At 60.4% G+C, this 19,008-nt stretch carries 16 protein-coding genes and 1 pseudogene; 12 read left to right on the forward strand and 5 right to left on the reverse strand.

The window, feature by feature from the left end:
• Window positions 1–64: 64 nt before the first annotated feature.
• Window positions 65–1,282, forward strand: a complete 1,218-nt coding sequence (locus RGR602_RS00670) for a lytic murein transglycosylase (protein ID WP_407692035.1) — start codon at window positions 65–67, stop codon at window positions 1,280–1,282.
• A 5-nt stretch (window positions 1,283–1,287) separates the two neighbouring features.
• On the opposite strand, the gene RGR602_RS00675 is transcribed toward RGR602_RS00670, so the two are convergent.
• Together RGR602_RS00675 and RGR602_RS00680 are read right to left on the reverse strand one after the other, a co-directional pair.
• Complete coding sequence (locus tag RGR602_RS00675; RefSeq protein ID WP_039846563.1) at window positions 1,288–1,743, reverse strand: GNAT family N-acetyltransferase; 456 nt, start codon at window positions 1,741–1,743, stop codon at window positions 1,288–1,290.
• Window positions 1,744–1,755: 12 nt separating this feature from the next.
• Entirely contained in the window at window positions 1,756–3,387 is a 1,632-nt protein-coding gene (locus tag RGR602_RS00680; protein ID WP_039843501.1) for an MFS transporter, read from the reverse strand.
• Between the two features lie 234 nt (window positions 3,388–3,621).
• Here RGR602_RS00680 and rimP point away from each other — a divergent pair, with 234 nt between their 5' ends.
• The 10 genes and pseudogenes from rimP to RGR602_RS00730 all read left to right on the forward strand — a co-directional run bounded on the left by rimP (window position 3,622) and on the right by RGR602_RS00730 (window position 15,291).
• Window positions 3,622–4,227 (forward strand): ribosome maturation factor RimP, encoded by a 606-nt coding sequence (gene rimP, locus RGR602_RS00685; protein ID WP_039843502.1) that lies wholly within the window; start codon window positions 3,622–3,624, stop codon window positions 4,225–4,227.
• A 59-nt stretch (window positions 4,228–4,286) separates the two neighbouring features.
• Window positions 4,287–5,891, forward strand: a complete 1,605-nt coding sequence (gene nusA / locus RGR602_RS00690; protein WP_039843503.1) for a transcription termination factor NusA — start codon at window positions 4,287–4,289, stop codon at window positions 5,889–5,891.
• Window positions 5,888–6,577, forward strand: a complete 690-nt coding sequence (locus RGR602_RS00695; RefSeq protein ID WP_407692045.1) for an RNA-binding protein — start codon at window positions 5,888–5,890, stop codon at window positions 6,575–6,577. Before nusA ends, RGR602_RS00695 begins: the two co-directional genes overlap by 4 nt.
• 99 nt (window positions 6,578–6,676) lie before the next feature.
• A complete protein-coding gene (infB, locus tag RGR602_RS00700) occupies window positions 6,677–9,361 on the forward strand; it encodes a translation initiation factor IF-2 (RefSeq protein WP_039843505.1) in 2,685 nt (894 codons plus the stop codon).
• A gap of 75 nt (window positions 9,362–9,436) precedes the next feature.
• Window positions 9,437–9,844 carry a 30S ribosome-binding factor RbfA gene (rbfA, locus tag RGR602_RS00705; protein WP_039843506.1) on the forward strand — a complete coding sequence of 136 codons (408 nt, stop codon included), beginning with the start codon at window positions 9,437–9,439 and terminating at the stop codon, window positions 9,842–9,844.
• Between the two features lie 12 nt (window positions 9,845–9,856).
• On the forward strand, window positions 9,857–10,789 hold the full coding sequence (gene truB, locus RGR602_RS00710; protein ID WP_039843507.1) for a tRNA pseudouridine(55) synthase TruB: 933 nt from the start codon (window positions 9,857–9,859) through the stop codon (window positions 10,787–10,789).
• A 127-nt stretch (window positions 10,790–10,916) separates the two neighbouring features.
• A pseudogene (locus RGR602_RS35220) lies at window positions 10,917–11,285 on the forward strand (alpha/beta fold hydrolase); the annotation flags it as partial.
• Window positions 11,286–11,450: 165 nt separating this feature from the next.
• Complete coding sequence (gene rpsO, locus RGR602_RS00720; protein WP_026283114.1) at window positions 11,451–11,720, forward strand: 30S ribosomal protein S15; 270 nt, start codon at window positions 11,451–11,453, stop codon at window positions 11,718–11,720.
• Window positions 11,721–12,059: 339 nt separating this feature from the next.
• Window positions 12,060–14,201 carry a polyribonucleotide nucleotidyltransferase gene (pnp, locus tag RGR602_RS00725; RefSeq protein WP_039843509.1) on the forward strand — a complete coding sequence of 714 codons (2,142 nt, stop codon included), beginning with the start codon at window positions 12,060–12,062 and terminating at the stop codon, window positions 14,199–14,201.
• 73 nt (window positions 14,202–14,274) lie between these two features.
• Window positions 14,275–15,291, forward strand: a complete 1,017-nt coding sequence (locus RGR602_RS00730) for a class I SAM-dependent methyltransferase (protein ID WP_039843510.1) — start codon at window positions 14,275–14,277, stop codon at window positions 15,289–15,291.
• A 391-nt stretch (window positions 15,292–15,682) separates the two neighbouring features.
• Here RGR602_RS00730 and fabI read toward each other — a convergent pair whose 3' ends face one another.
• Genes fabI through fabA form a run of 3 tightly spaced genes read right to left on the reverse strand, consistent with a single transcriptional unit; the run spans window position 15,683 to window position 18,292 of the window.
• Entirely contained in the window at window positions 15,683–16,489 is an 807-nt protein-coding gene (fabI, locus tag RGR602_RS00735) for an enoyl-ACP reductase FabI (RefSeq protein ID WP_039843511.1), read from the reverse strand.
• Between the two features lie 4 nt (window positions 16,490–16,493).
• A complete protein-coding gene (gene fabB, locus RGR602_RS00740) occupies window positions 16,494–17,717 on the reverse strand; it encodes a beta-ketoacyl-ACP synthase I (RefSeq protein ID WP_039843512.1) in 1,224 nt (407 codons plus the stop codon).
• Window positions 17,718–17,776: 59 nt separating this feature from the next.
• The gene (fabA, locus tag RGR602_RS00745; protein ID WP_039843513.1) at window positions 17,777–18,292 is read right to left on the reverse strand and encodes a 3-hydroxyacyl-[acyl-carrier-protein] dehydratase FabA; all 516 of its coding nucleotides are present in this window, start codon (window positions 18,290–18,292) and stop codon (window positions 17,777–17,779) included.
• Window positions 18,293–18,590: 298 nt separating this feature from the next.
• On the opposite strand from fabA, the gene irrA reads away from it, so the two are divergent.
• On the forward strand, window positions 18,591–19,007 hold the full coding sequence (gene irrA, locus RGR602_RS00750; RefSeq protein WP_039843514.1) for an iron response transcriptional regulator IrrA: 417 nt from the start codon (window positions 18,591–18,593) through the stop codon (window positions 19,005–19,007).
• Window position 19,008: the final 1 nt, after the last annotated feature.

Here is a 19,008-nt window from a genome sequence, read left to right on the forward strand (position 1 = left end):
CCCCATTGTCGGAGAGACGCCCAGTCGGGGGGAGCGGGGCAGCATTTGCCGTTGGGCCATTGCTTTGGTATGTTTTTTCGCTCTCCTCCCTCTTCCTGCGCTTGCCCAGAACAGGCCGGCGGTGGAAAGACAATTCCAGCAATGGATCATCAGCGATCTTGGCCCTGATGCGAAGAAGGCCGGCATTTCAGAAAAGACGCTGCAGGCCGCATTCAAGGGTATCGCACTCAACTGGAGTCTTCCCGATCTTGCACCTCCCGGATTCCCGCCGGCGAAAGAGCGCAAGCAGACGCAGGCGGAGTTTTCCTCGCCCGGTCCGTATTTCAACGAGGACCGGCTGAAGAAGCTGGCGGCAACCGGACGCGGTTTTGCCTCGCAATATGCCTCGACGCTGAAGCGCATCGAAAAGACCTATGGCGTGCCGGGCGCGATCGTACTGGCGATCTGGGGCCGGGAGACGGGTTTCGGCGCGGCGAAGATCCCGAATTCGGCGATCGAGGTTTTGGCGACCAAGGCCTTCATGTCGACTCGCAAGGAAATGTTCCGGGCCGAGCTGATCGCGGCGCTTCACATTCTCGATGTCGGTGACGTGACACCGGCCGGCTTCAGGAGCTCGTGGGCGGGAGCGCTCGGCCAGCCGCAATTCATGCCGACCAGCTATCTGAAATATGCGGTCGACTTCGATGAGGACGGGCACCGCAATATCTGGACGTCCGTACCGGATACACTGGCATCCATAGCCAACTATCTCGTTAAGAAAGGCTGGCAGCGAAATCGTGACTGGGGCTTCGAGGTGACGATCCCGGCGGCGGTTTCCTGTGCACAGGAGGGACCGGATATCGCACAGCCGCTTTCGCACTGGGCTTCGCTTGGCATCAATCGCAAGTCCGGCAAGGGCTTTCCATCCGGCGAAATGAAGGCTGCGGGTATGATGCTTGTGCCGGCTGGCCGGGATGGGCCGGAATTCATCGTCACGCCGAACTTCTACATCATCAAGGAATACAACAACTCCGATCTCTACGCGCTCTATATCGGCAACCTCGCCGACCGGATCGCTTATGGCTCCGGCGCCTTTCAAGGTGCTTGGGGCGATGTCGGCAAAATGCTGCGATCCGATGTGGCGGCAATGCAAAAAGCACTGGAACGCCAAGGCTACGACGTCGGCGGATCGGACGGCTTGCCGGGCTACAAGACCCGCCGTTCGATCGGACAGTGGCAGGAAAAAAATGGAATGCAACCGACCTGTTTTCCCGACGCATCGATGAAGGGCAAGCTGAAGTAACCGTCCTATAGGCTACGCTTCAGACCTTCGTGGCTCGCAGTAAAGCCGAGCTTTTCATAGAAGCGGATGGAATCCGCCCGGGATTTGTCCGAGGTGAGCTGCACGAGCTTGCAGCCGCGCGCACGGCATGTCTCTACCGCCCATTCGATGAATTCAGTCCCCAGTCCGGTGCCGCGCGCTTCCCTTGCAATCCTTACGCTCTCGATCTGCCCGCGCCACGTGCCGGTGCGCGACAGTCCGGGAATGAATGAGAGCTGCAAACAGCCTACGACGTGATGCTTTTGATCCACGGCAACCGCCAGCAGTTGGTTTTTATCCGCGTCGATTGCGGCAAAGGCTGTCTGGTAGCGCCCATCGACGGGATTGGCGACGACCTCTCTGCCTTGGCCGATATCGTCGTCGGCAAGCAGCCGGATGATGTCGATAAGGTCGCTTTCGCGGGCTTTTCGGAATGTGTGGATCATCGCATTGCCTCAGTGGTGAAGATCGATCGGCGCCTTGTGGAACACATCGTCGGATGGCGGGATGGTCTGGCGCTCAATCATGCGGTGAACATGCGGCGCTGCCGTGCCGCGGTGGAGGGCGCGCAGGCGATCGGCGTTTTCCGCATCGGCCTGCGTGCGGCGCTGGTTGTGGCGGATGTACTCCACCCAGGTCGGCGTGTGATAGGTTTCGGTCCAGGTACCGGGATTTTCGAGGTCGCGCATCAGTGCCCAGTTGCGTGCGCCGTCGCGGATGCGGATGCGCCGCCGTTCACCCATCAGCGTCAGGAATTCGGGCAGGTCGCTATCGCCGATCTGATAATCGACCTGAATGACGATCGGCCCGCTGCGGGGCGTGATGTCGAGCCCAAGCGCGGGCTCGATGAAGCGGTTGAGCGGGTCGAGATTAAGCGAGGCAAAGGCCGGCATCGAGAAGCGAAAGCCGATAACGATACCGATCAGCATCACCGCGGCTGAGCCATAAAGCGCATTCGAAACGCCGAAGCGATCGGCGGCCACACCCCAAAGCCAGCTGCCGCCAGCAATGCCGCCGAAGGTGACCGTCTGATAAAGCGACAGCGCCCGGCCGACGACCCAGCGCGGCGTCGAAAGCTGTACGATCGTGTTGAACAGCGAAAGCGCGAGTACCCAGCACGCGCCGGAAACGAGCAGTCCCGCCGAGGTGAGCACGGCAAGCGGGCTCGACGCGGCAATCACCATGCTGATGGCAAAACCGGCAAAGGCGTAGCGGATGATGGTCTCGCTGCTGAACATCTCGCGCAGCCGCGCATTGAGCGCCCCGCCGCCGATTGCGCCGATGCCGAAGGAGCCGAGCATGAAGCCGTAGGTCAGTGGCCCGCCGGCGACGAGATCGATTGCGACAATCGGCAGAAGCGCGAGCACCGAGCTCGCGCCCACGCCGAAGATCAAGCCGCGGATAAGTACCTTTTCAAGGTTGGGCGACATCGAGACATATCGAAGACCGGCGGAGATCGCACTCCCGAGGCTTTCCCGCGGAAGGCTGGAAGCGGGCAGCGATGGCTTCCAGCGCGTGAGTGCATAGATGAGCGCAAAATAGCTGACCGTATTCACCATAAAGGCAGCGGCGGCACCCGCCGTCGCGACAATGACGCCGCCGATGGCGGGGCCGACGCTGCGGGTCATGTTGAAGCCCATACTGTTCAGCGTCACCGCGTTCGGCAGGTCTGCACGCGGCACCATATCGCCGACGGAGGCCTGCCAGGAGGGGTTGTTGAGCGCCGTGCCGCAGCCGATCAGGAAGGTGAAGAACAGGAGCAGCCAGGGCGTGATCCAGCCGAGCAGGGCACAGGCGGTGAGGATCGTCGAGACTGCAAGCATGAGGAATTGCGCCGTCAGCATCACCTGTCGCCGGTCGAAATTGTCGGCGAGCGCGCCCGAGATGAGCGAGAACAGCATTATGGGAAGTGCTGTCGAGGTCTGGACCAGCGCCACCATGTCCTCGGAAGCGGTGAGGGTCGTCATCATCCACGCTGCCCCTACCGCCTGGATCAACCCGCCGAAATTCGAGGCGAGGCTTGCGAACCAGATTGTGCGGTAGGTTTCATGCTTCAGCGGCGCCAGCGTTGATGAATTGGATGGCACGATTCCTCCCGCTTGCTAAATTTCCCTCGGCTCCAATATATGATGAAGCTCGACCGTGGCTAGGCGCGATTGCGCCTCCGCGGCGCATTTGAGCCCAGAGCTTGCAATTTCCTAAAAACAGGCCTATATGCCACTCAAATTCTTGATCGTGCGATGAAGAGTGGGCCGCAAGGACCCGCTCTTTTTTATTAGCGCGATCGTCTAAATGCATGAAAATTGCGAGGAGCGCATCGCTTGTCGGATCCGACGAACGCAGACAATGAACTTGAGCCACGGTTGATTACCGAAACCGGGCTGGACCAGCGCCTTGCCGACATCATCGAACCCGTGCTCGTCGGCATGGGCTTCCGCCTGACCCGCGTGCGCATGCTCAACCAGAACGGCGCTACGCTGCAGATCATGGCAGAGCGCAACAATGGCACAATGAGCGTCGAAGACTGCGAAGAGGTCTCGATGGCCATTTCTCCGGTTCTTGATGTGGAAGATCCGATCGATCGGGAGTATCATCTGGAGGTGTCTTCGCCCGGTATCGACCGTCCTATGGTGCGGAAATCCGATTTCACCCGTTGGCAAGGGCACCTTGTGAAGTGCGAAACGTCGATCATGATCGGCAACCGCAAGCGCTTTCGCGGAAAGATCATCGAAGCGGACGCGGATGGTTTCACGCTCGAACGTGACCAGGTTGCCGATGGCGAAGAGCAGAAGGTCACCATTCCCTTCACGGCGCTTAGCGATGCGAAGCTCATTCTGACCGACGATCTGATTCGCGATGCGCTGCGCGCCGATAAGGCCGCGAAAGCGCAGGCAGCGAACCAGAACGAGGCGGGCGACGAAGAATAACCGATCAACTACGGCTCCAGGGACGGGAACCCGCAAGGCCAAGACGGAGAGATAAGACAATGGCAGTTAGTGCGAACCGGCTCGAACTTCTGCAGATCGCAGATGCAGTGGCGCGCGAAAAGGTCATCGACCGTGAAATCGTGCTTGCCGCGATGGCGGATGCGATCCAGAAGGCGGCGCGCTCCCGTTACGGCACGGAATCGAACATCCGCGCCGATATCAATCCGAAGACCGGCGAAATTCGCCTGCAGCGCCTGCTCGAAGTCGTCGACAAGGCAGAAGACTACTCCACGCAGATCCCGTTGGAGCTGGCCCGCGACCGCAACCCCGACGCAGCGCTTGGCGACTTCATCGCCGATCCGCTGCCGCCGATGGATTTCGGCCGTATTGCCGCCCAGTCGGCCAAGCAGGTCATCGTCCAGAAGGTTCGCGAAGCCGAGCGTGACCGGCAGTTCGACGAATTCAAGGATCGCGTCGGCGAAATTGTCAACGGTACCGTCAAGCGCGTCGAATATGGCAACGTCATCGTCGATCTCGGCCGTGGCGAAGGTATCATCCGCCGTGACGAAATGATCCCGCGCGAGAACGTCCGTTACGGCGACCGCGTTCGCGCATATGTCTATGACGTCCGCCGCGAACAGCGCGGTCCGCAGATTTTCCTGTCGCGTACGCATCCGCAGTTCATGGTCAAGCTCTTCACCATGGAAGTGCCGGAAATCTACGACGGCATCATCCAGGTCCGCTCGGTCGCCCGCGACCCGGGTTCGCGTGCCAAGATCGCTGTCATCTCGAACGATAGCTCGATCGATCCGGTCGGTGCCTGCGTCGGTATGCGCGGTTCGCGCGTCCAGGCCGTCGTTGGCGAGCTTCAGGGCGAAAAGATCGACATCATTCCCTGGTCGCAGGATCCGGCGACCTTCGTCGTCAACGCGTTGCAGCCGGCTGAAGTCGCCAAGGTCGTTCTCGATGAAGATGCAGAACGCATTGAAGTCGTGGTTCCCGACGAGCAGCTTTCGCTGGCGATCGGCCGTCGTGGTCAAAACGTGCGCCTCGCCTCGCAGCTGACCGGCTGGGATATCGACATCATGACGGAAGCCGAAGAATCCGAGCGCCGTCAGAAGGAATTCAACGAACGCACCAACCTCTTCATGGATGCGCTCGACGTTGACGAAATGGTCGGCCAGGTTCTGGCTTCCGAAGGCTTTGCCGCCGTTGAAGAACTCGCCTACGTCGACCTCGACGAAATTTCGTCGATCGACGGGTTCGATGAAGAGACGGCGCAGGAAATCCAGCAGCGTGCTCGCGAATATCTCGAGAAGCTCGAAGCGGAGATGGACGAGAAGCGCAAGGCGCTCGGCGTTTCCGACGAACTGCGTCAGATCGACGGTATGACCGCCCAGATGATGGTTGCGCTTGGCGAAGACGGCATCAAGACGCTGGAAGATTTCGCGGGCTGCGCGGCGGACGATCTCGTCGGCTGGACAGAGCGCAAGAACGGCGAAACCAAGAAATTCGAAGGCCTCTTCTCGAAGTTCGACGTTTCACGTGTCGAGGCCGAGCAGATGGTCGTCCAGGCACGCCTTGCTGCCGGCTGGATTACCGAGGAGGATCTTGCGAAGGGCGCTGAAGTTGTCGAGGCCGACGCTGCCGAGCAGGAAGCATAATGATCGCGGAGGTGCACGCTTTCCCTGAGGATGATGATCTTGCAGGTTATGACGTGAACAGCCGCATGTGCATCGTGACGCGTGAAAGCGGATCGCCGGATGAGTTGATCCGCTTCGTTGCAGCGCCCGACGGGACGGTGATCGCCGATCTGAAGCGTCAGCTTCCGGGACGCGGCTGCTGGGTCAAGCTAGATCGCGCGTTGGTCGACAAGGCGGTGGCGAAGAAGTCTTTCGCCCGCGCATTGAAGGCGGACGTGAAGGCAGCAGCCGATCTCGGTGAAACCGTCGACCGGCTGCTCGCACAGCAGCTGATGCAGATGATGAACATGGCGCGCAAGGCGGGCCAGTTCGTCAGCGGCTCCTCGAAAGTGGATGCCGCAGTCAGAAGTGGAGCAGCACTCGCCGTGTTCCATTCGACGGATGCGGCCGGCGATGGCGTGAGAAAAATCGACCAGGCTCGCAAGGCCTGGCACCTCGGAATGGAAACCGAGGAGAAAATACCTTCCTTCCGGCTCTTCTCGGAGAGCGAAATGGAAGGCGTGATGGGCCAGAATGCTTTTATCCATGCCGCAGTGCTTGCAGGGCAGGCAGGTGAGGGTGTAGTGAAGCGCGCAAAGATGCTCGAACAGTACCGCAGTGGCGGTCAATCCCGGGCACCAGGCGGCGCTGGCCAGCAAAAACAATGATGCGGCGACCGGCACCGGCCGGCCCATCATTGATCGAAAAGTATTTGAACGATAGGGTTTGATGACGTCATCGCTCCCTGTCCGAAGGAACGGGAACGAATGACAGATAGCAATGACGACAAGACGCTTGGAGCAAAGAAGACGCTTACCCTGAAGCCATCGGGGATAAGCCAAGGCACCGTGCGCCAGGATATGGGCCGTGGCCGCACCAAGGCGGTCGTTGTCGAGACGCGCAAGCGGCGCCCGATGCGCCCCGAAGACGATCGCCCGACCACGCCGGCTCCAGCGCCCCGCGCGGCAGAACCCGCTCCGGCGGCAACGCAGGCGCCTGCACCTCGCATCCAACAGCCGGGCGGCCAGCCGCCGCGTGCCCAGCAACCGGCTTCGCAGGCTCCTCGCCAGCAGGACCGCCCGCGTCCGGTCGTCCTGAACCATCTTTCGCCTGAGGAAATGGACGCCAGACGGCGCGCGCTAGCGCTGGCCCAGGTCCGTGATGCAGAAGATGCAGTCCGCCGGGCTGAAGAAGAAAAGCGCCGTGCAGCCGAAGAAGCCGTCCGCCGCGAAGCGGAAGCAGCCGAAGCAGCCCGACGTGCAGCCGAAGAGGCCGCCCGTCCTTCTGCACCGGTCGAGGAGGCTCCTGCGCCTCAAGCAGTTGAGGTCCAGGCGGAGGCTCCGGCCCCGGCGCCGCCGGCCGTGCGCCGTCCCGAGACTCCGGCGCCGACTTCTGCACGTCCGGCTCCGGCTGGGGTTGCTCCCGCAGTCCGTGGCCGCCGTCCGGAAGGCGAGGAGGAAGAGCGCGGATCTCCTCGTGGGGCTCCTGCCCGTGGCAGGGTCGTTCGTCCGGAACCGGCAAAGCCGGTGACGACGCGTCCGAAGACGGAAGAGGAGCGCCGCCGCGGCAAGCTGACGATCACGACGGCAAATGTCGATGACGACGGCAATGCGCGCGGCCGTTCGCTTTCCGCTATGCGTCGCCGCCAGGAGAAGTTCCGCCGCAGCCAGATGCAGGAAACGCGCGAGAAGATTTCCCGCGAAGTCATTCTGCCGGAAACCATCACCATTCAGGAACTGTCGCAGCGCATGTCCGAACGCGCCGTCGACGTCATCAAGTTCCTGATGAAGGAAGGCCAGATGATGAAGCCAGGCGACGTTATCGACGCTGATCTGGCAGAACTCATCGCTGGCGAATTCGGTCACACCGTCAAGCGTGTTTCTGAATCCGACGTCGAACTCGGCATCTTCAATGTCACGGATGAAGGCGGCGAACAGGTCTCGCGTCCGCCGGTCGTCACCATCATGGGTCACGTCGATCACGGCAAAACCTCGCTGCTCGACGCCATCCGCCATGCGAACGTGGTTGCCGGCGAAGCCGGCGGCATTACGCAGCATATCGGCGCTTATCAGGTGGAACAGAACGGTCAGAAGATCACCTTCATCGACACCCCCGGCCACGCCGCCTTTACGGCAATGCGTGCACGTGGTGCCCAGGCGACTGATATTGCCGTTCTCGTCGTCGCTGCCGACGATAGCGTGATGCCGCAGACGATCGAATCGATCAACCATGCCAAGGCGGCAGGCGTTCCGATCATCGTTGCGATCAACAAGGTCGACAAGCCGACGGCCAATGCCCAGAAGGTTCGCACCGAACTTCTGCAGCACGAGGTCTTCGTCGAGTCCATGGGCGGTGAGGTTCTCGACGTCGAGGTTTCGGCGAAGAACGGCACCAACCTCGACAAGCTGCTCGAGGCGATCCTGCTGCAGTCGGAAATCCTAGATCTGAAGGCCAACCCGGACCGCACCGCGGAAGGCACAGTCATCGAAGCTCAGCTTGATCGCGGTCGCGGTTCGGTTGCGACGGTCCTCGTTCAGAAAGGCACGCTGCGTCCCGGCCAGATTATCGTCGCTGGTGATGTCTGGGGCCGTGTGCGCGCCCTCGTCGATGACAAGGGCAACCATGTCAAGGAAGCGGGCCCGGCCACTCCGGTCGAGGTTCTGGGTCTCTCAGGCACACCGCAGGCGGGCGACAAGTTCGCCGTTGTCGAAAACGAAGCTCGCGCCCGCGAGATTTCCGAGTACCGTCAGCGGCTTGCCCGCGACAAGGCTGCTGCCCGCCATTCGGGCCAGCGCGGCTCGCTGGAACAGATGATGAGCCAGCTTCAGACGGCTGGCGTCAAGGAGTTCCCGCTGGTCGTCAAGGGCGACGTGCAGGGCTCGATCGAGGCGATCGCCGGTGCGCTCGACAAGCTGGGAACCGACGAAGTTCGCGCTCGCATCGTGCATTCTGCGGCTGGTGGCATCACTGAGTCGGATATCTCCCTTGCGGAAGCGTCCGGTGCTGCAATCATCGGCTTCAACGTTCGTGCGAATGCGCAGGCGCGTACGCTCGCAGAGCGTCAGGGCATAGAAATCCGGTACTACAACATCATCTACGATCTCGTGGATGACGTTAAGGCAGCGATGTCCGGCTTGCTCTCTCCGGAGCGGCGCGAAACCTTCCTCGGCAATGCCGAGATCCTCGAGGTGTTCAACATCACGAAGGTCGGAAAGGTCGCGGGTTGCCGCGTTACCGAAGGCAAGGTCGAGCGTGGCGTCGGCGTCCGCCTTATCCGCGACAACGTCGTCATCCACGAAGGCAAGCTCAAGACACTCAAGCGCTTCAAGGATGAAGTCTCGGAAGTGCATTCCGGCCAGGAATGCGGTATGGCCTTCGAGAATTACGAAGACATCCGCGCGGGCGACACGATCGAATGCTTCCGCGTCGAGCACATCACCCGCACGCTCTGACGGCGCGAGACTGGTATTTTCGACGGGCGCCGGATCATCAGAGGCCGGCGCCCGAACCTTTTTTGGCAGAGAATAATGGCAACAAAACCCACATCCTCGGCACCTTCGCAACGCATGCTACGCGTCGGCGAACAAGTGCGTGCCGCGATCACGCAGGTCCTCCAGCGTGGCGAAGTGCGCGATGACGTGATCGAAAAGACCGTCATTTCGATCTCTGAAGTCCGCATGTCTCCGGACCTGAAGATCGCGACAGCCTACGTGACGCCGCTTGGCATTTCCGATCACGGCGCAGTCATCGATGCGCTGAACCGCAACGCAAAATACATCCGCGGCCGTCTCGGCCCACAGCTTCGGCAGATGAAATACATGCCGGAGGTCCGTTTCCGCGACGATACGAGCTTCGACAACTACAAGAAGATCGATGAATTGCTGCGCTCGCCCGAAGTCCAGCGCGACCTCGACGGCGACACTGAAGAACAATAGCAGAAGAAGCGAATGTCCAAACCACGCAAACCCAAAGGCCGCCCGGTTTCCGGCTGGCTGATCCTCGACAAGCCCATTGATTTCGGTTCGACGGAGGCGGTCTCCAAGATCAAGTGGCTCTTCAAGGCGCAGAAATGCGGTCATGCCGGCACCCTCGACCCGCTGGCGTCTGGAATGCTGCCGATTGCGCTGGGCGATGCGACGAAGACTGTTCCCTATGTCATGGACGGCCGCAAGATATACGAATTCAAAGTGACCTGGGGGGAGGAGCGCGCAACCGACGACCTCGAAGGCGAGGTGACTCGGAGTTCCAACCAGCGCCCCACAGAGGAGCAGATCCGCAATCTGCTTCCGAAATACACCGGTGTCATCAGCCAGGTGCCGCCGCAGTTTTCCGCGATCAAGATCGCCGGCGAGCGCGCATATGACCTGGCGCGCGACGGCGAGACCGTCGAGATTCCTTCCCGTGAAGTCGAGATTTTCCGCCTGACGCTGCTTGCATGCCCGGATGAGAATACCGCGCATTTCGAAGTCGAGTGCGGCAAGGGCACGTATGTACGCGCGCTAGCTCGCGATTTCGGCCGCGAGCTCGGCTGCTACGGCCATATCTCCGGGCTACGCCGGACCTTCGTGGCACCTTTTGGCGAAGACAGTATGGTGCCGCTCGCAAGCCTCGTCGCGCTTGAGACACTTGAAGACATGGACGAGCGTCTTGCCGCGCTCGACGCCCTGCTGATCGATACCAGCGAAGCCTTGTCCTCGCTGCCACACCTTGCCGTCAACGACGATCAGGCACATCGCCTGAGGATGGGCAATCCCATCTTGGTGCGTGGCCGTGATGCACCCGTTGCCGAAAGCGAAGCCTATGCGACGGCACGCGGAAAGCTCATCGCGATCGGCGAGATCGGTCAGGGAGAGTTCCGCCCGAAGCGCGTCTTCGTTTAAGTCGCAATGCGTCTTTCCGGCGCCGGAGCGACGGCTCATCCCCTTGAGCTATGTTTTTCCTCCTTGCGGCTATGAAAACCACCCAGCTTGAGGAGCAGGTCATGCGCGCAGTTGCGTCGCAGTCGCGTTGTTCTTTTCGGCCGCTCTCGCGGCCGCAAGCGCCCGGTCGGCCGAGCGCTGAGCGGAGTTGCCCGCCTTCCCTCCCATGCCGCCGGCGAAGACGAGCGGCATGGCGCCAGTAAACGACATCAAGATGTATTACGCCGAGTAGGGTGCGGGCGATCCGATCTTGTTCATCCTTGAGGGCCTCGGCAGTGCCGATGTCCGGGGCCGTCAGGCCGAGGATCTTGCCAAAGACCATCTTGTGATAGTCGCCGACAGCCGCGGGCACGGACGCTCGACGCGCAGCGGGCTCATCATCCGGAAGGATGCCAGCCATTTTGCGATGCTGCAGGATCCCGAAGGGTACGATGCGATGATCCGCGACGCGATGGCGGGAAAGTGATAAATCCGCCATCTGGTGCGGGCCCCTTTCCATCGCGCCTCATTTGGTTTATAGGCAGCGCCAGCATCAGGCAGGACCTGAGTGCATTCGCGGCCGAAGCTGGACGACATCCCGGCTTTTGGCGACCTAATCTCCTCTCATAGAAAGGAACATCCGATGTCGATTACAGCTGAGCGCAAGACGGCTCTCATCAAGGAATACGCAACGTTCGAAGGCGACACCGGTTCTCCGGAAGTTCAGGTTGCGATCCTGACCGAGCGTATCAACAACCTGACGGAACACTTCAAGGGTCACAAGAAGGATAACCATTCCCGCCGTGGCCTGCTGACGATGGTTTCGAGCCGCCGCTCGCTTCTTGACTATCTCAAGAAGAAGAACGAGGGCCGCTACACCAAGCTGATCACCAGCCTGGGTATTCGCCGCTAATGATTTCCGGCGGGCGTTCCTTATGGACGCCCGCCGGATGTTTTTGAAGGGCCGATGGCCCCCATGAAATTCTGCCGCCGCGCCCTATCTTCGCGTGGAGGAAATACGGCGGACCCGGATGGGCCGGTTCTGCCAAACCAACCGTTGACCTGTCATGGGGCAGGATTGCCGGATGCTTTCGGCCAAAGTCTTTCAAGGAGGGCTTTGGTCCGGTTTCTCAGGAAGCTGGGGATGAAAAGCCTCCCGTTGTCTTGCCCATGATACGTCACACCAATTGCGGTCGACTGTGCGCTGCGCTTTCCGCGACGGCGCGCGCTCCCGCATCGAAGGACAAGACATATGTTCGATACCCATACCGTGGAAATCGAGTGGGCTGGCCGCCCGCTGAAGCTCGAAACTGGCAAGATCGCCCGTCAGGCTGATGGTGCCGTTCTCGCGACTTACGGCGAAACCGTGGTTCTTGCCACCGTCGTTTCCGCCAAGGCGCCGAAGCCAGGCCAGGACTTCTTTCCGCTCACCGTCAACTACCAGGAAAAGACCTACGCGGCCGGCAAGATCCCCGGCGGCTATTTCAAGCGCGAAGGCCGTCCGAGCGAAAACGAAACCCTCGTTTCCCGCCTGATCGACCGCCCGATCCGTCCGCTCTTCCCTGAAGGCTACAAGAACGACACGCAGGTCGTCGTCACTGTCATCCAGCATGACCTGGAGAACAACCCGGACATCCTATCGATGATCGCGACCTCGGCTGCCCTGACGCTCTCCGGCATTCCCTTTATGGGTCCGGTCGGCGGCGCGCGCGTCGGATATATCAATGGCGAATACGTCCTGAACCCGCATCTCGACGAAATGGACGAATCGAGCCTCGATCTCGTCGTCGCCGGCACGCATGACGCCGTCCTGATGGTCGAATCTGAAGCCAAGGAGCTTCCGGAAGACGTCATGCTCGGCGCCGTCATGTTCGGCCACAAGGGCTTCCAGCCGGTTCTCGAAGCGATCATCAAGCTCGCTGAAGTTGCCGCCAAGGAGCCTCGCGATTTTGCACCGGAAGACTATTCCACTCTCGAAAGCGAAATGCTTGGCCTTGCAGAAGCCGAACTTCGCGAAGCCTACAAGATCACCCAGAAGGCTGATCGCTACGCCGCTGTCGATGCGGTCAAGGCGAAGGTGAAGGAACACTTCCTGCCGGCAGAAGGCGAAGCCGAATATACGGCCGAAGAGGTCGGCGCGATTTTCAAGCACCTGCAGGCAAAGATCGTTCGCTGGAACATTCTCGACACCAAGAGCCGCATCGACGGCCGCGATCTCGCGACTGTTCGCCCGATCGTCGCCGAAGTCGGCCTGCTTCCGCGCACGCACGGTTCGGCTCTTTTCACCCGCGGTGAAACGCAGGCGATCGTCGTTGCCACGCTCGGAACCGGCGAAGATGAGCAGTACGTCGATTCCTTGACGGGTATGTACAAGGAAAACTTCATGCTGCACTACAACTTCCCGCCCTACTCGGTCGGTGAAACGGGCCGCATGGGTTCCCCGGGCCGCCGCGAGATCGGCCATGGCAAGCTTGCATGGCGCGCCATCCACCCGATGCTGCCGTCGGTTGAGCAGTTCCCCTATACGCTCCGCGTCGTCTCGGAAATCACCGAGTCCAATGGTTCCTCCTCGATGGCAACCGTCTGCGGTACGTCGCTGGCGCTGATGGATGCAGGCGTTCCGCTCGCAAAGCCGGTCGCCGGTATCGCCATGGGCCTGATCAAGGAGGACGAGCGCTTCGCCGTTCTTTCCGACATTCTCGGCGATGAAGACCATCTCGGCGACATGGACTTCAAGGTTGCCGGCACGGAGGCAGGCATCACCTCGCTGCAGATGGACATCAAGATCCACGGCATCACCGAAGAGATCATGCAGATCGCTTTGGATCAGGCGAAGGGTGGCCGTCTGCACATCCTCGGCGAGATGGCGAAAGCCATTTCCGAAAGCCGCGGCCAGCTCGGCGAATTCGCTCCGCGCATCGAAGTCATGAACATCCCGGTCGACAAGATCCGTGAAGTCATCGGCTCCGGCGGCAAGGTCATTCGCGAAATCGTCGAAAAGACGGGCGCGAAGATCAACATCGAAGACGACGGCACCGTCAAGATCGCATCGTCGTCCGGCAAGGAAATAGAAGCGGCCCGCAAGTGGATCCACTCGATCGTCGCCGAGCCGGAGATTGGCCAGATCTACGAAGGCACGGTCGTCAAGACCGCTGACTTCGGCGCTTTCGTCAATTTCTTCGGCGCCCGTGATGGTCTCGTCCATATTTCGCAACTGGCTTCCGAGCGCGTTGCCAAGACGCAGGACGTCGTCAAGGAAGGTCAGAAGGTCTGGGTCAAGCTCCTCGGCTTCGATGAGCGCGGCAAGGTCCGCCTGTCGATGAAGGTCGTCGACCAGACGACTGGCCAGGAACTCCCGGCTGCCGAAAAGAAGAAGGAGGAGGCGGCTGAGTAAGTCGCGCCTTTCCAACCGTTCATGGGCGCGGGATATTTCTCGCGCCCTTTTTGTATGAAGTCGAGAAGAGATCATGAGCCGCGAAACGCTGAAGACCCTGCTGCATCCCTTTGCGAGCGGTACCATTGATCCGCCGGGCGAGGATTCGCGCGTGCTGTTCCTGGGTGCGGAAGCAGGCTTTTTGCTACCGGAGGGCTTTGCCGCATCCCTCAGCGCCGTACAGGGCTTCCGGCCGCTCTACAGGCAGCTTCTGTCGCAGCGCATCGAAGCATCGCCTGAGATCGAGGGCGAAGATTATGATGTGGCGCTCGTGCTTTGCACGAAGCACAAAGGCGAGAACGAAGCGAATATCGCTGCAGCACTTTCCCGCTTGAAGGTCGGTGGCTTGATCGTCGTTGCCGGTGGCAAGGAAGACGGCATCCAGCCGCTGCGCAAGCATCTGGAAGGCTTCGGCCTCGATATCAAGCACATGCCGAAATATCACGGTGTTGCATTCTGGTTTACGCGGCCGAAGGACGTCAGCGAAGCTGTTTCGAAATTCGCCAAGTCACCGGTGCGCGTCGACGGACGCTTCAATGCTTCAGCCGGCATGTTCTCGCATGACCGCATCGATGACGGCTCGGAGTTGCTCGCCTCGCGCCTTCCGACAAATTTCACCGGCGACGCAGCCGATTTCGGCGCAGGCTGGGGCTATCTCTCGGTCGAGCTTGCGGAGAAATCGCCGAACCTCGAGCGCCTCGACCTCTACGAGGCCAACTACGCGGCTTTGGAGGCCGCCAAGGCCAATCTGGCGCAGAACTGCCCGAATGCACCGGCACGCTTCTTCTGGCACGATCTGGCGGCCGAACCGGTCAAGGACAAGTACGATCTGATCGTCATGAACCCGCCCTTTCATGAAGGACACGCGGCGGAGCCTTCGCTCGGCCAAGCAATGATCAAGACGGCTGCATCGGCGCTACGCGGTGGCGGCCGTCTGATGCTCGTCGCCAATCGCGGTTTGCCCTACGAGTCGGTGCTTGCTGTAAATTTCAAGGAAAGCGGCGAAACCTGCCGAAACGCGCGTTTCAAAGTGCTGTGGGCAAAGAAATAAGAAAGACGGCCAGTCCGCCACCCCACAACCTGAAACTCCTGCGGCGACTGGCGGAACAGGACCGCCGGCCGATTGCGCGATGAGCACCGCTATACAGCCCGGTACAAGATCTTCAACGAAGCCTATGTGAAGGGCCCTACCCGAAGCACTTCGAGATAAGCGAAGAAACGCTTGGGCCGGCTCCTTGAGCGGACCGAACCCTTGCACCAGATTGTCGCGGTGATTGGTAAGCAGCGCCTTTCGGATTGGAAAAGGAAAGCGGTGACAACTGACGGCTTTCCGAACTTTATCCAGCAACAGGGCGGATACGCGCTGCGGCCGTTTCCCTGATAGAAATCCGGTGTCGTGCCGCCTGGAGCAACAGGCGTCGCCGGCGACCAATCTGCCTCGCTTATTCTACATCTGCCTTGCGCAGCGTATCCAGCGTCGGCATCGAGGTTATGTTGTAGCCGGCGTCCACAAAATGGATTTCGCCGGTCACGCCTGCGGACAGGTCGGAGAGCAGGTAGAGGGCGGAATTGCCGACCTGATCGATACTGACGGTCTTGCGCAGGGGAGCATTCCGCTGGTTCCAGGAGAGGATTGCACGGGCATCCGAAATGCCCGCGCCCGCCAGCGTGCGGATGGGGCCCGCGGAGATGGCGTTAACGCGGATGCCGCGCGGACCGTAGTCGGCGGCGAGATAGCGCACGGAGGCCTCCAGAGCAGCCTTTGCAACCCCCATGACGTTGTAGTTCGGGATGACGCGTGTGGAACCGTTATATGTCAGCGTCAGCATAGAACCGCCCTCGGCCATCAGCGGTGCGCAGCGCCTGGCGATCTCCGTAAAGGAAAAGCAGGAGATGACCATCGTTCGGCTGAAGTTTTCGCGCGTAGTATCCGCGTAGAGGCCCTTCAGCTCGTTCTTGTCGGAAAAACCGATGGCATGGACGATGAAATCCAGTTTGCCCCAACGCTCCTCGAGTGCACCAACAACGCCGTCGACTGAGGCAATGTCTTCGACGTCGCAGGGTACGACGAAATCCGAGCCGACTTCCGCTGCGAGCGGTTTCACCCGCTTGCCGAGCGCCTCTCCCTGATAGGTAAAGGCAAGCTCGGCGCCTTGGGCTGCAAGCGCCCTTGATATACCCCAGGCGATAGAATGGTTGTTGGCGACGCCCATGATGAGCCCGCGCTTACCCTGCATGATTGCGGTCATGTTCTTATCCGTTGTAGCGCTGGAAAACGAGCGTCGCGTTGGTGCCGCCGAAGCCGAAGGAGTTGGACAGAGCGATGTCGATCTTGGCGTTGTCAATGCGTTTGCGGACGATAGGCACTCCATCGAATTCAGGATCGAGTTCCTTGACGTGGGCGCTTTCGCCGATGAAGCCTTCCTGCATCATCAGGATCGAATAGATCGACTCCTGGACGCCGGCTGCACCCAGCGAGTGACCCGTCAGCGACTTGGTCGACTGGATGTGAGGCATCTTGTCGCCGAAGACCTCGCGGATCGCGCCGATTTCCTTGCTGTCGCCCACCGGCGTAGAGGTGCCGTGCGTATTGATGTAATCGATATCACCCTTCACCGTCGAGAGTGCCTGGCGCATGCAGCGCACGGCGCCTTCGCCGGAAGGAGCGACCATGTCGTAACCGTCGGAGGTCGCGCCGTAGCCGACGATCTCGGCGTAGATCTTCGCACCTCGTGCCTTTGCATGCTCCAACTCTTCAAGAACGAGAACGCCGGCACCGCCAGCGATGACGAAGCCGTCACGGTTGACGTCGTAGGCGCGCGAAGCCGTTTGCGGCGTGTCGTTGTACTTGGAAGACATCGCACCCATGGCGTCGAAAAGGTTGGACATGGTCCAGTCGAGGTCTTCGTGACCGCCGGCGAACATCACGTCCTGCTTGCCCCACTGGATCATTTCTGCGGCATTGCCGATGCAGTGCGCAGAAGTCGAGCAGGCCGACGAGATCGAGTAGTTGACACCGTGGATCTTGAACCAGGTTGCAAGTGTCGCCGATGCCGTGGACGACATTGCCTTCGGCACGGCAAACGGGCCGATGCGCTTCGGGCTGTTGTTTTTGACGGTGATCTCGGCAGCTTCGATCAGCGTGCGGGTGGACGGACCGCCGGAGCCCATGATGATGCCGGTGCGTTCGTTGCCGCTGATCACGGACTCTTCGAGACCGGAATCGGCAATCGCCTGCTTCATGGCGACATGATTCCAGGCGCCGCCTTGCGACAGGAAGCGCATTGCGCGGCGATCGACCAGATCGGTCGGATCGAGGCTGGGACGGCCCCAGACCTGGCACTTGAAGCCATGCTCGGCAAAATCGTTGGAGAAGGAAATGCCGGACTTGGCATCGCGCAGCGAGGCCGTGACCTCAGCGGCATCTTTGCCGATCGAGGAAACAACGCCCAGACCCGTGACAACTACCCGTCTCATGTGTTTCGACCTTTTCGTTTTTTCTATCTTGGAATACCGGGCTGTTTCGCCCGGTAGAGTCAGTCGGCCTTTTCCTGGAAAAGGCCGACGCGCAGATCGGTAGCCTTGTAGATGACCTCACCGTCGGCCTTCATCCAGCCATCGGCGATGCCGAGAACGAGACGGCCGCGCATGACGCGCTTGAAGTCGATGCCGTATTCGACAAGCTTCGTCTTCGGCGTCACCATGCCGGTGAACTTCACCTCGCCGGTAGAGATTGCACGGCCCTTGCCAGGCTCGCCTAGCCAGCCGAGGAAGAAGCCGGTCAGCTGCCACATCGCGTCAAGGCCGAGGCAACCCGGCATCACGGGATCGCCCATGAAGTGACAGGGGAAGAACCAGAGGTCAGGCGTGATGTCGAATTCGGCGCGAATGAAACCCTTGCCATGCGGTCCACCGTCTTCGGAAATCTGCGTAATGCGATTGAACATCAGCATCGGCGGCAGCGGCAGCTGCGCATTACCCGGGCCGAACATTTCGCCACGGCCACAGGTCAGGATTTCCTCATAGGTGAAGCTGGATTGTTTCGTTGTCATCAAAATTCTGTTTCCCCCGCACGTGCCAATGGAGTGATTGTTTAGTCCAAGTTCCAAGGAAAATGAAGCATAAGCATGGCTAGTTCTACCCCGCCCTTGAACTGACTTGTCGCCTTATTTGGTGGTCGCATACAGGAAGGCCAAGGCCCCGGCCAGACCCAATTGCGTCAAAAGCCCGATTTTCCGGCGTTTCGGAGGCCATTGTCCCCATGGGAACTATTGAAAGGCTTCCGCGCAAAAGATATATGGCTTAGGAAACCTGATTGATTGACGCTAGAATAACCGGAGTTCTTCCCTTATGGCGGCTGCAGCCCCGATCGCAATCGAAGCCAGACTGCGCAGCGCAGGCCTGCGACCGACGCGTCAACGCGTTGCGCTCGGCGATCTGCTTTTTGCGAAAGGCGACCGGCATCTGACTGTCGAGGAACTGCACGAGGAAGCAGTTACCGCCGGCGTTCCGGTTTCTCTGGCGACCGTCTACAACACGCTGCACCAGTTTACCGAAGCCGGCATGATCCGTGTTCTCGCCGTCGAGAGCGCCAAGACCTATTTTGACACCAACGTTTCCGATCATCATCACTTCTTTGTCGAAGGCGATAATGAAGTGCTGGATATTCCGGTCAGCAACTTGACGATCGGCAATCTACCGGAGCCGCCGCCGGGCATGGAAATCGCCCATGTCGACGTTGTAATCCGCCTGCGCCCGAAGCGCTGAA

The sequence above is a fragment of the Rhizobium gallicum bv. gallicum R602sp genome (genome assembly GCF_000816845.1).
Classification (GTDB): Bacteria; Pseudomonadota; Alphaproteobacteria; order Rhizobiales; family Rhizobiaceae; genus Rhizobium; species Rhizobium gallicum.

Excerpts from the sequence above, each read along its gene's own strand:
- infB (WP_039843505.1), top strand. The coding sequence starts at position 6,677 with ATGACAGATAGCAATGACGACAAGACGCTTGGAGCAAAGAAGACGCTT.
- fabI (WP_039843511.1), bottom strand. The coding sequence starts at position 16,489 with ATGACCGCAATCATGCAGGGTAAGCGCGGGCTCATCATGGGCGTCGCC.
- fabA (WP_039843513.1), bottom strand. The coding sequence starts at position 18,292 with ATGACAACGAAACAATCCAGCTTCACCTATGAGGAAATCCTGACCTGT.
- pnp (WP_039843509.1), top strand. The coding sequence starts at position 12,060 with ATGTTCGATACCCATACCGTGGAAATCGAGTGGGCTGGCCGCCCGCTG.
- irrA (WP_039843514.1), top strand. The coding sequence starts at position 18,591 with ATGGCGGCTGCAGCCCCGATCGCAATCGAAGCCAGACTGCGCAGCGCA.
- fabB (WP_039843512.1), bottom strand. The coding sequence starts at position 17,717 with ATGAGACGGGTAGTTGTCACGGGTCTGGGCGTTGTTTCCTCGATCGGC.
- RGR602_RS00730 (WP_039843510.1), top strand. The coding sequence starts at position 14,275 with ATGAGCCGCGAAACGCTGAAGACCCTGCTGCATCCCTTTGCGAGCGGT.
- nusA (WP_039843503.1), top strand. The coding sequence starts at position 4,287 with ATGGCAGTTAGTGCGAACCGGCTCGAACTTCTGCAGATCGCAGATGCA.
- truB (WP_039843507.1), top strand. The coding sequence starts at position 9,857 with ATGTCCAAACCACGCAAACCCAAAGGCCGCCCGGTTTCCGGCTGGCTG.
- rpsO (WP_026283114.1), top strand. The coding sequence starts at position 11,451 with ATGTCGATTACAGCTGAGCGCAAGACGGCTCTCATCAAGGAATACGCA.
- rbfA (WP_039843506.1), top strand. The coding sequence starts at position 9,437 with ATGGCAACAAAACCCACATCCTCGGCACCTTCGCAACGCATGCTACGC.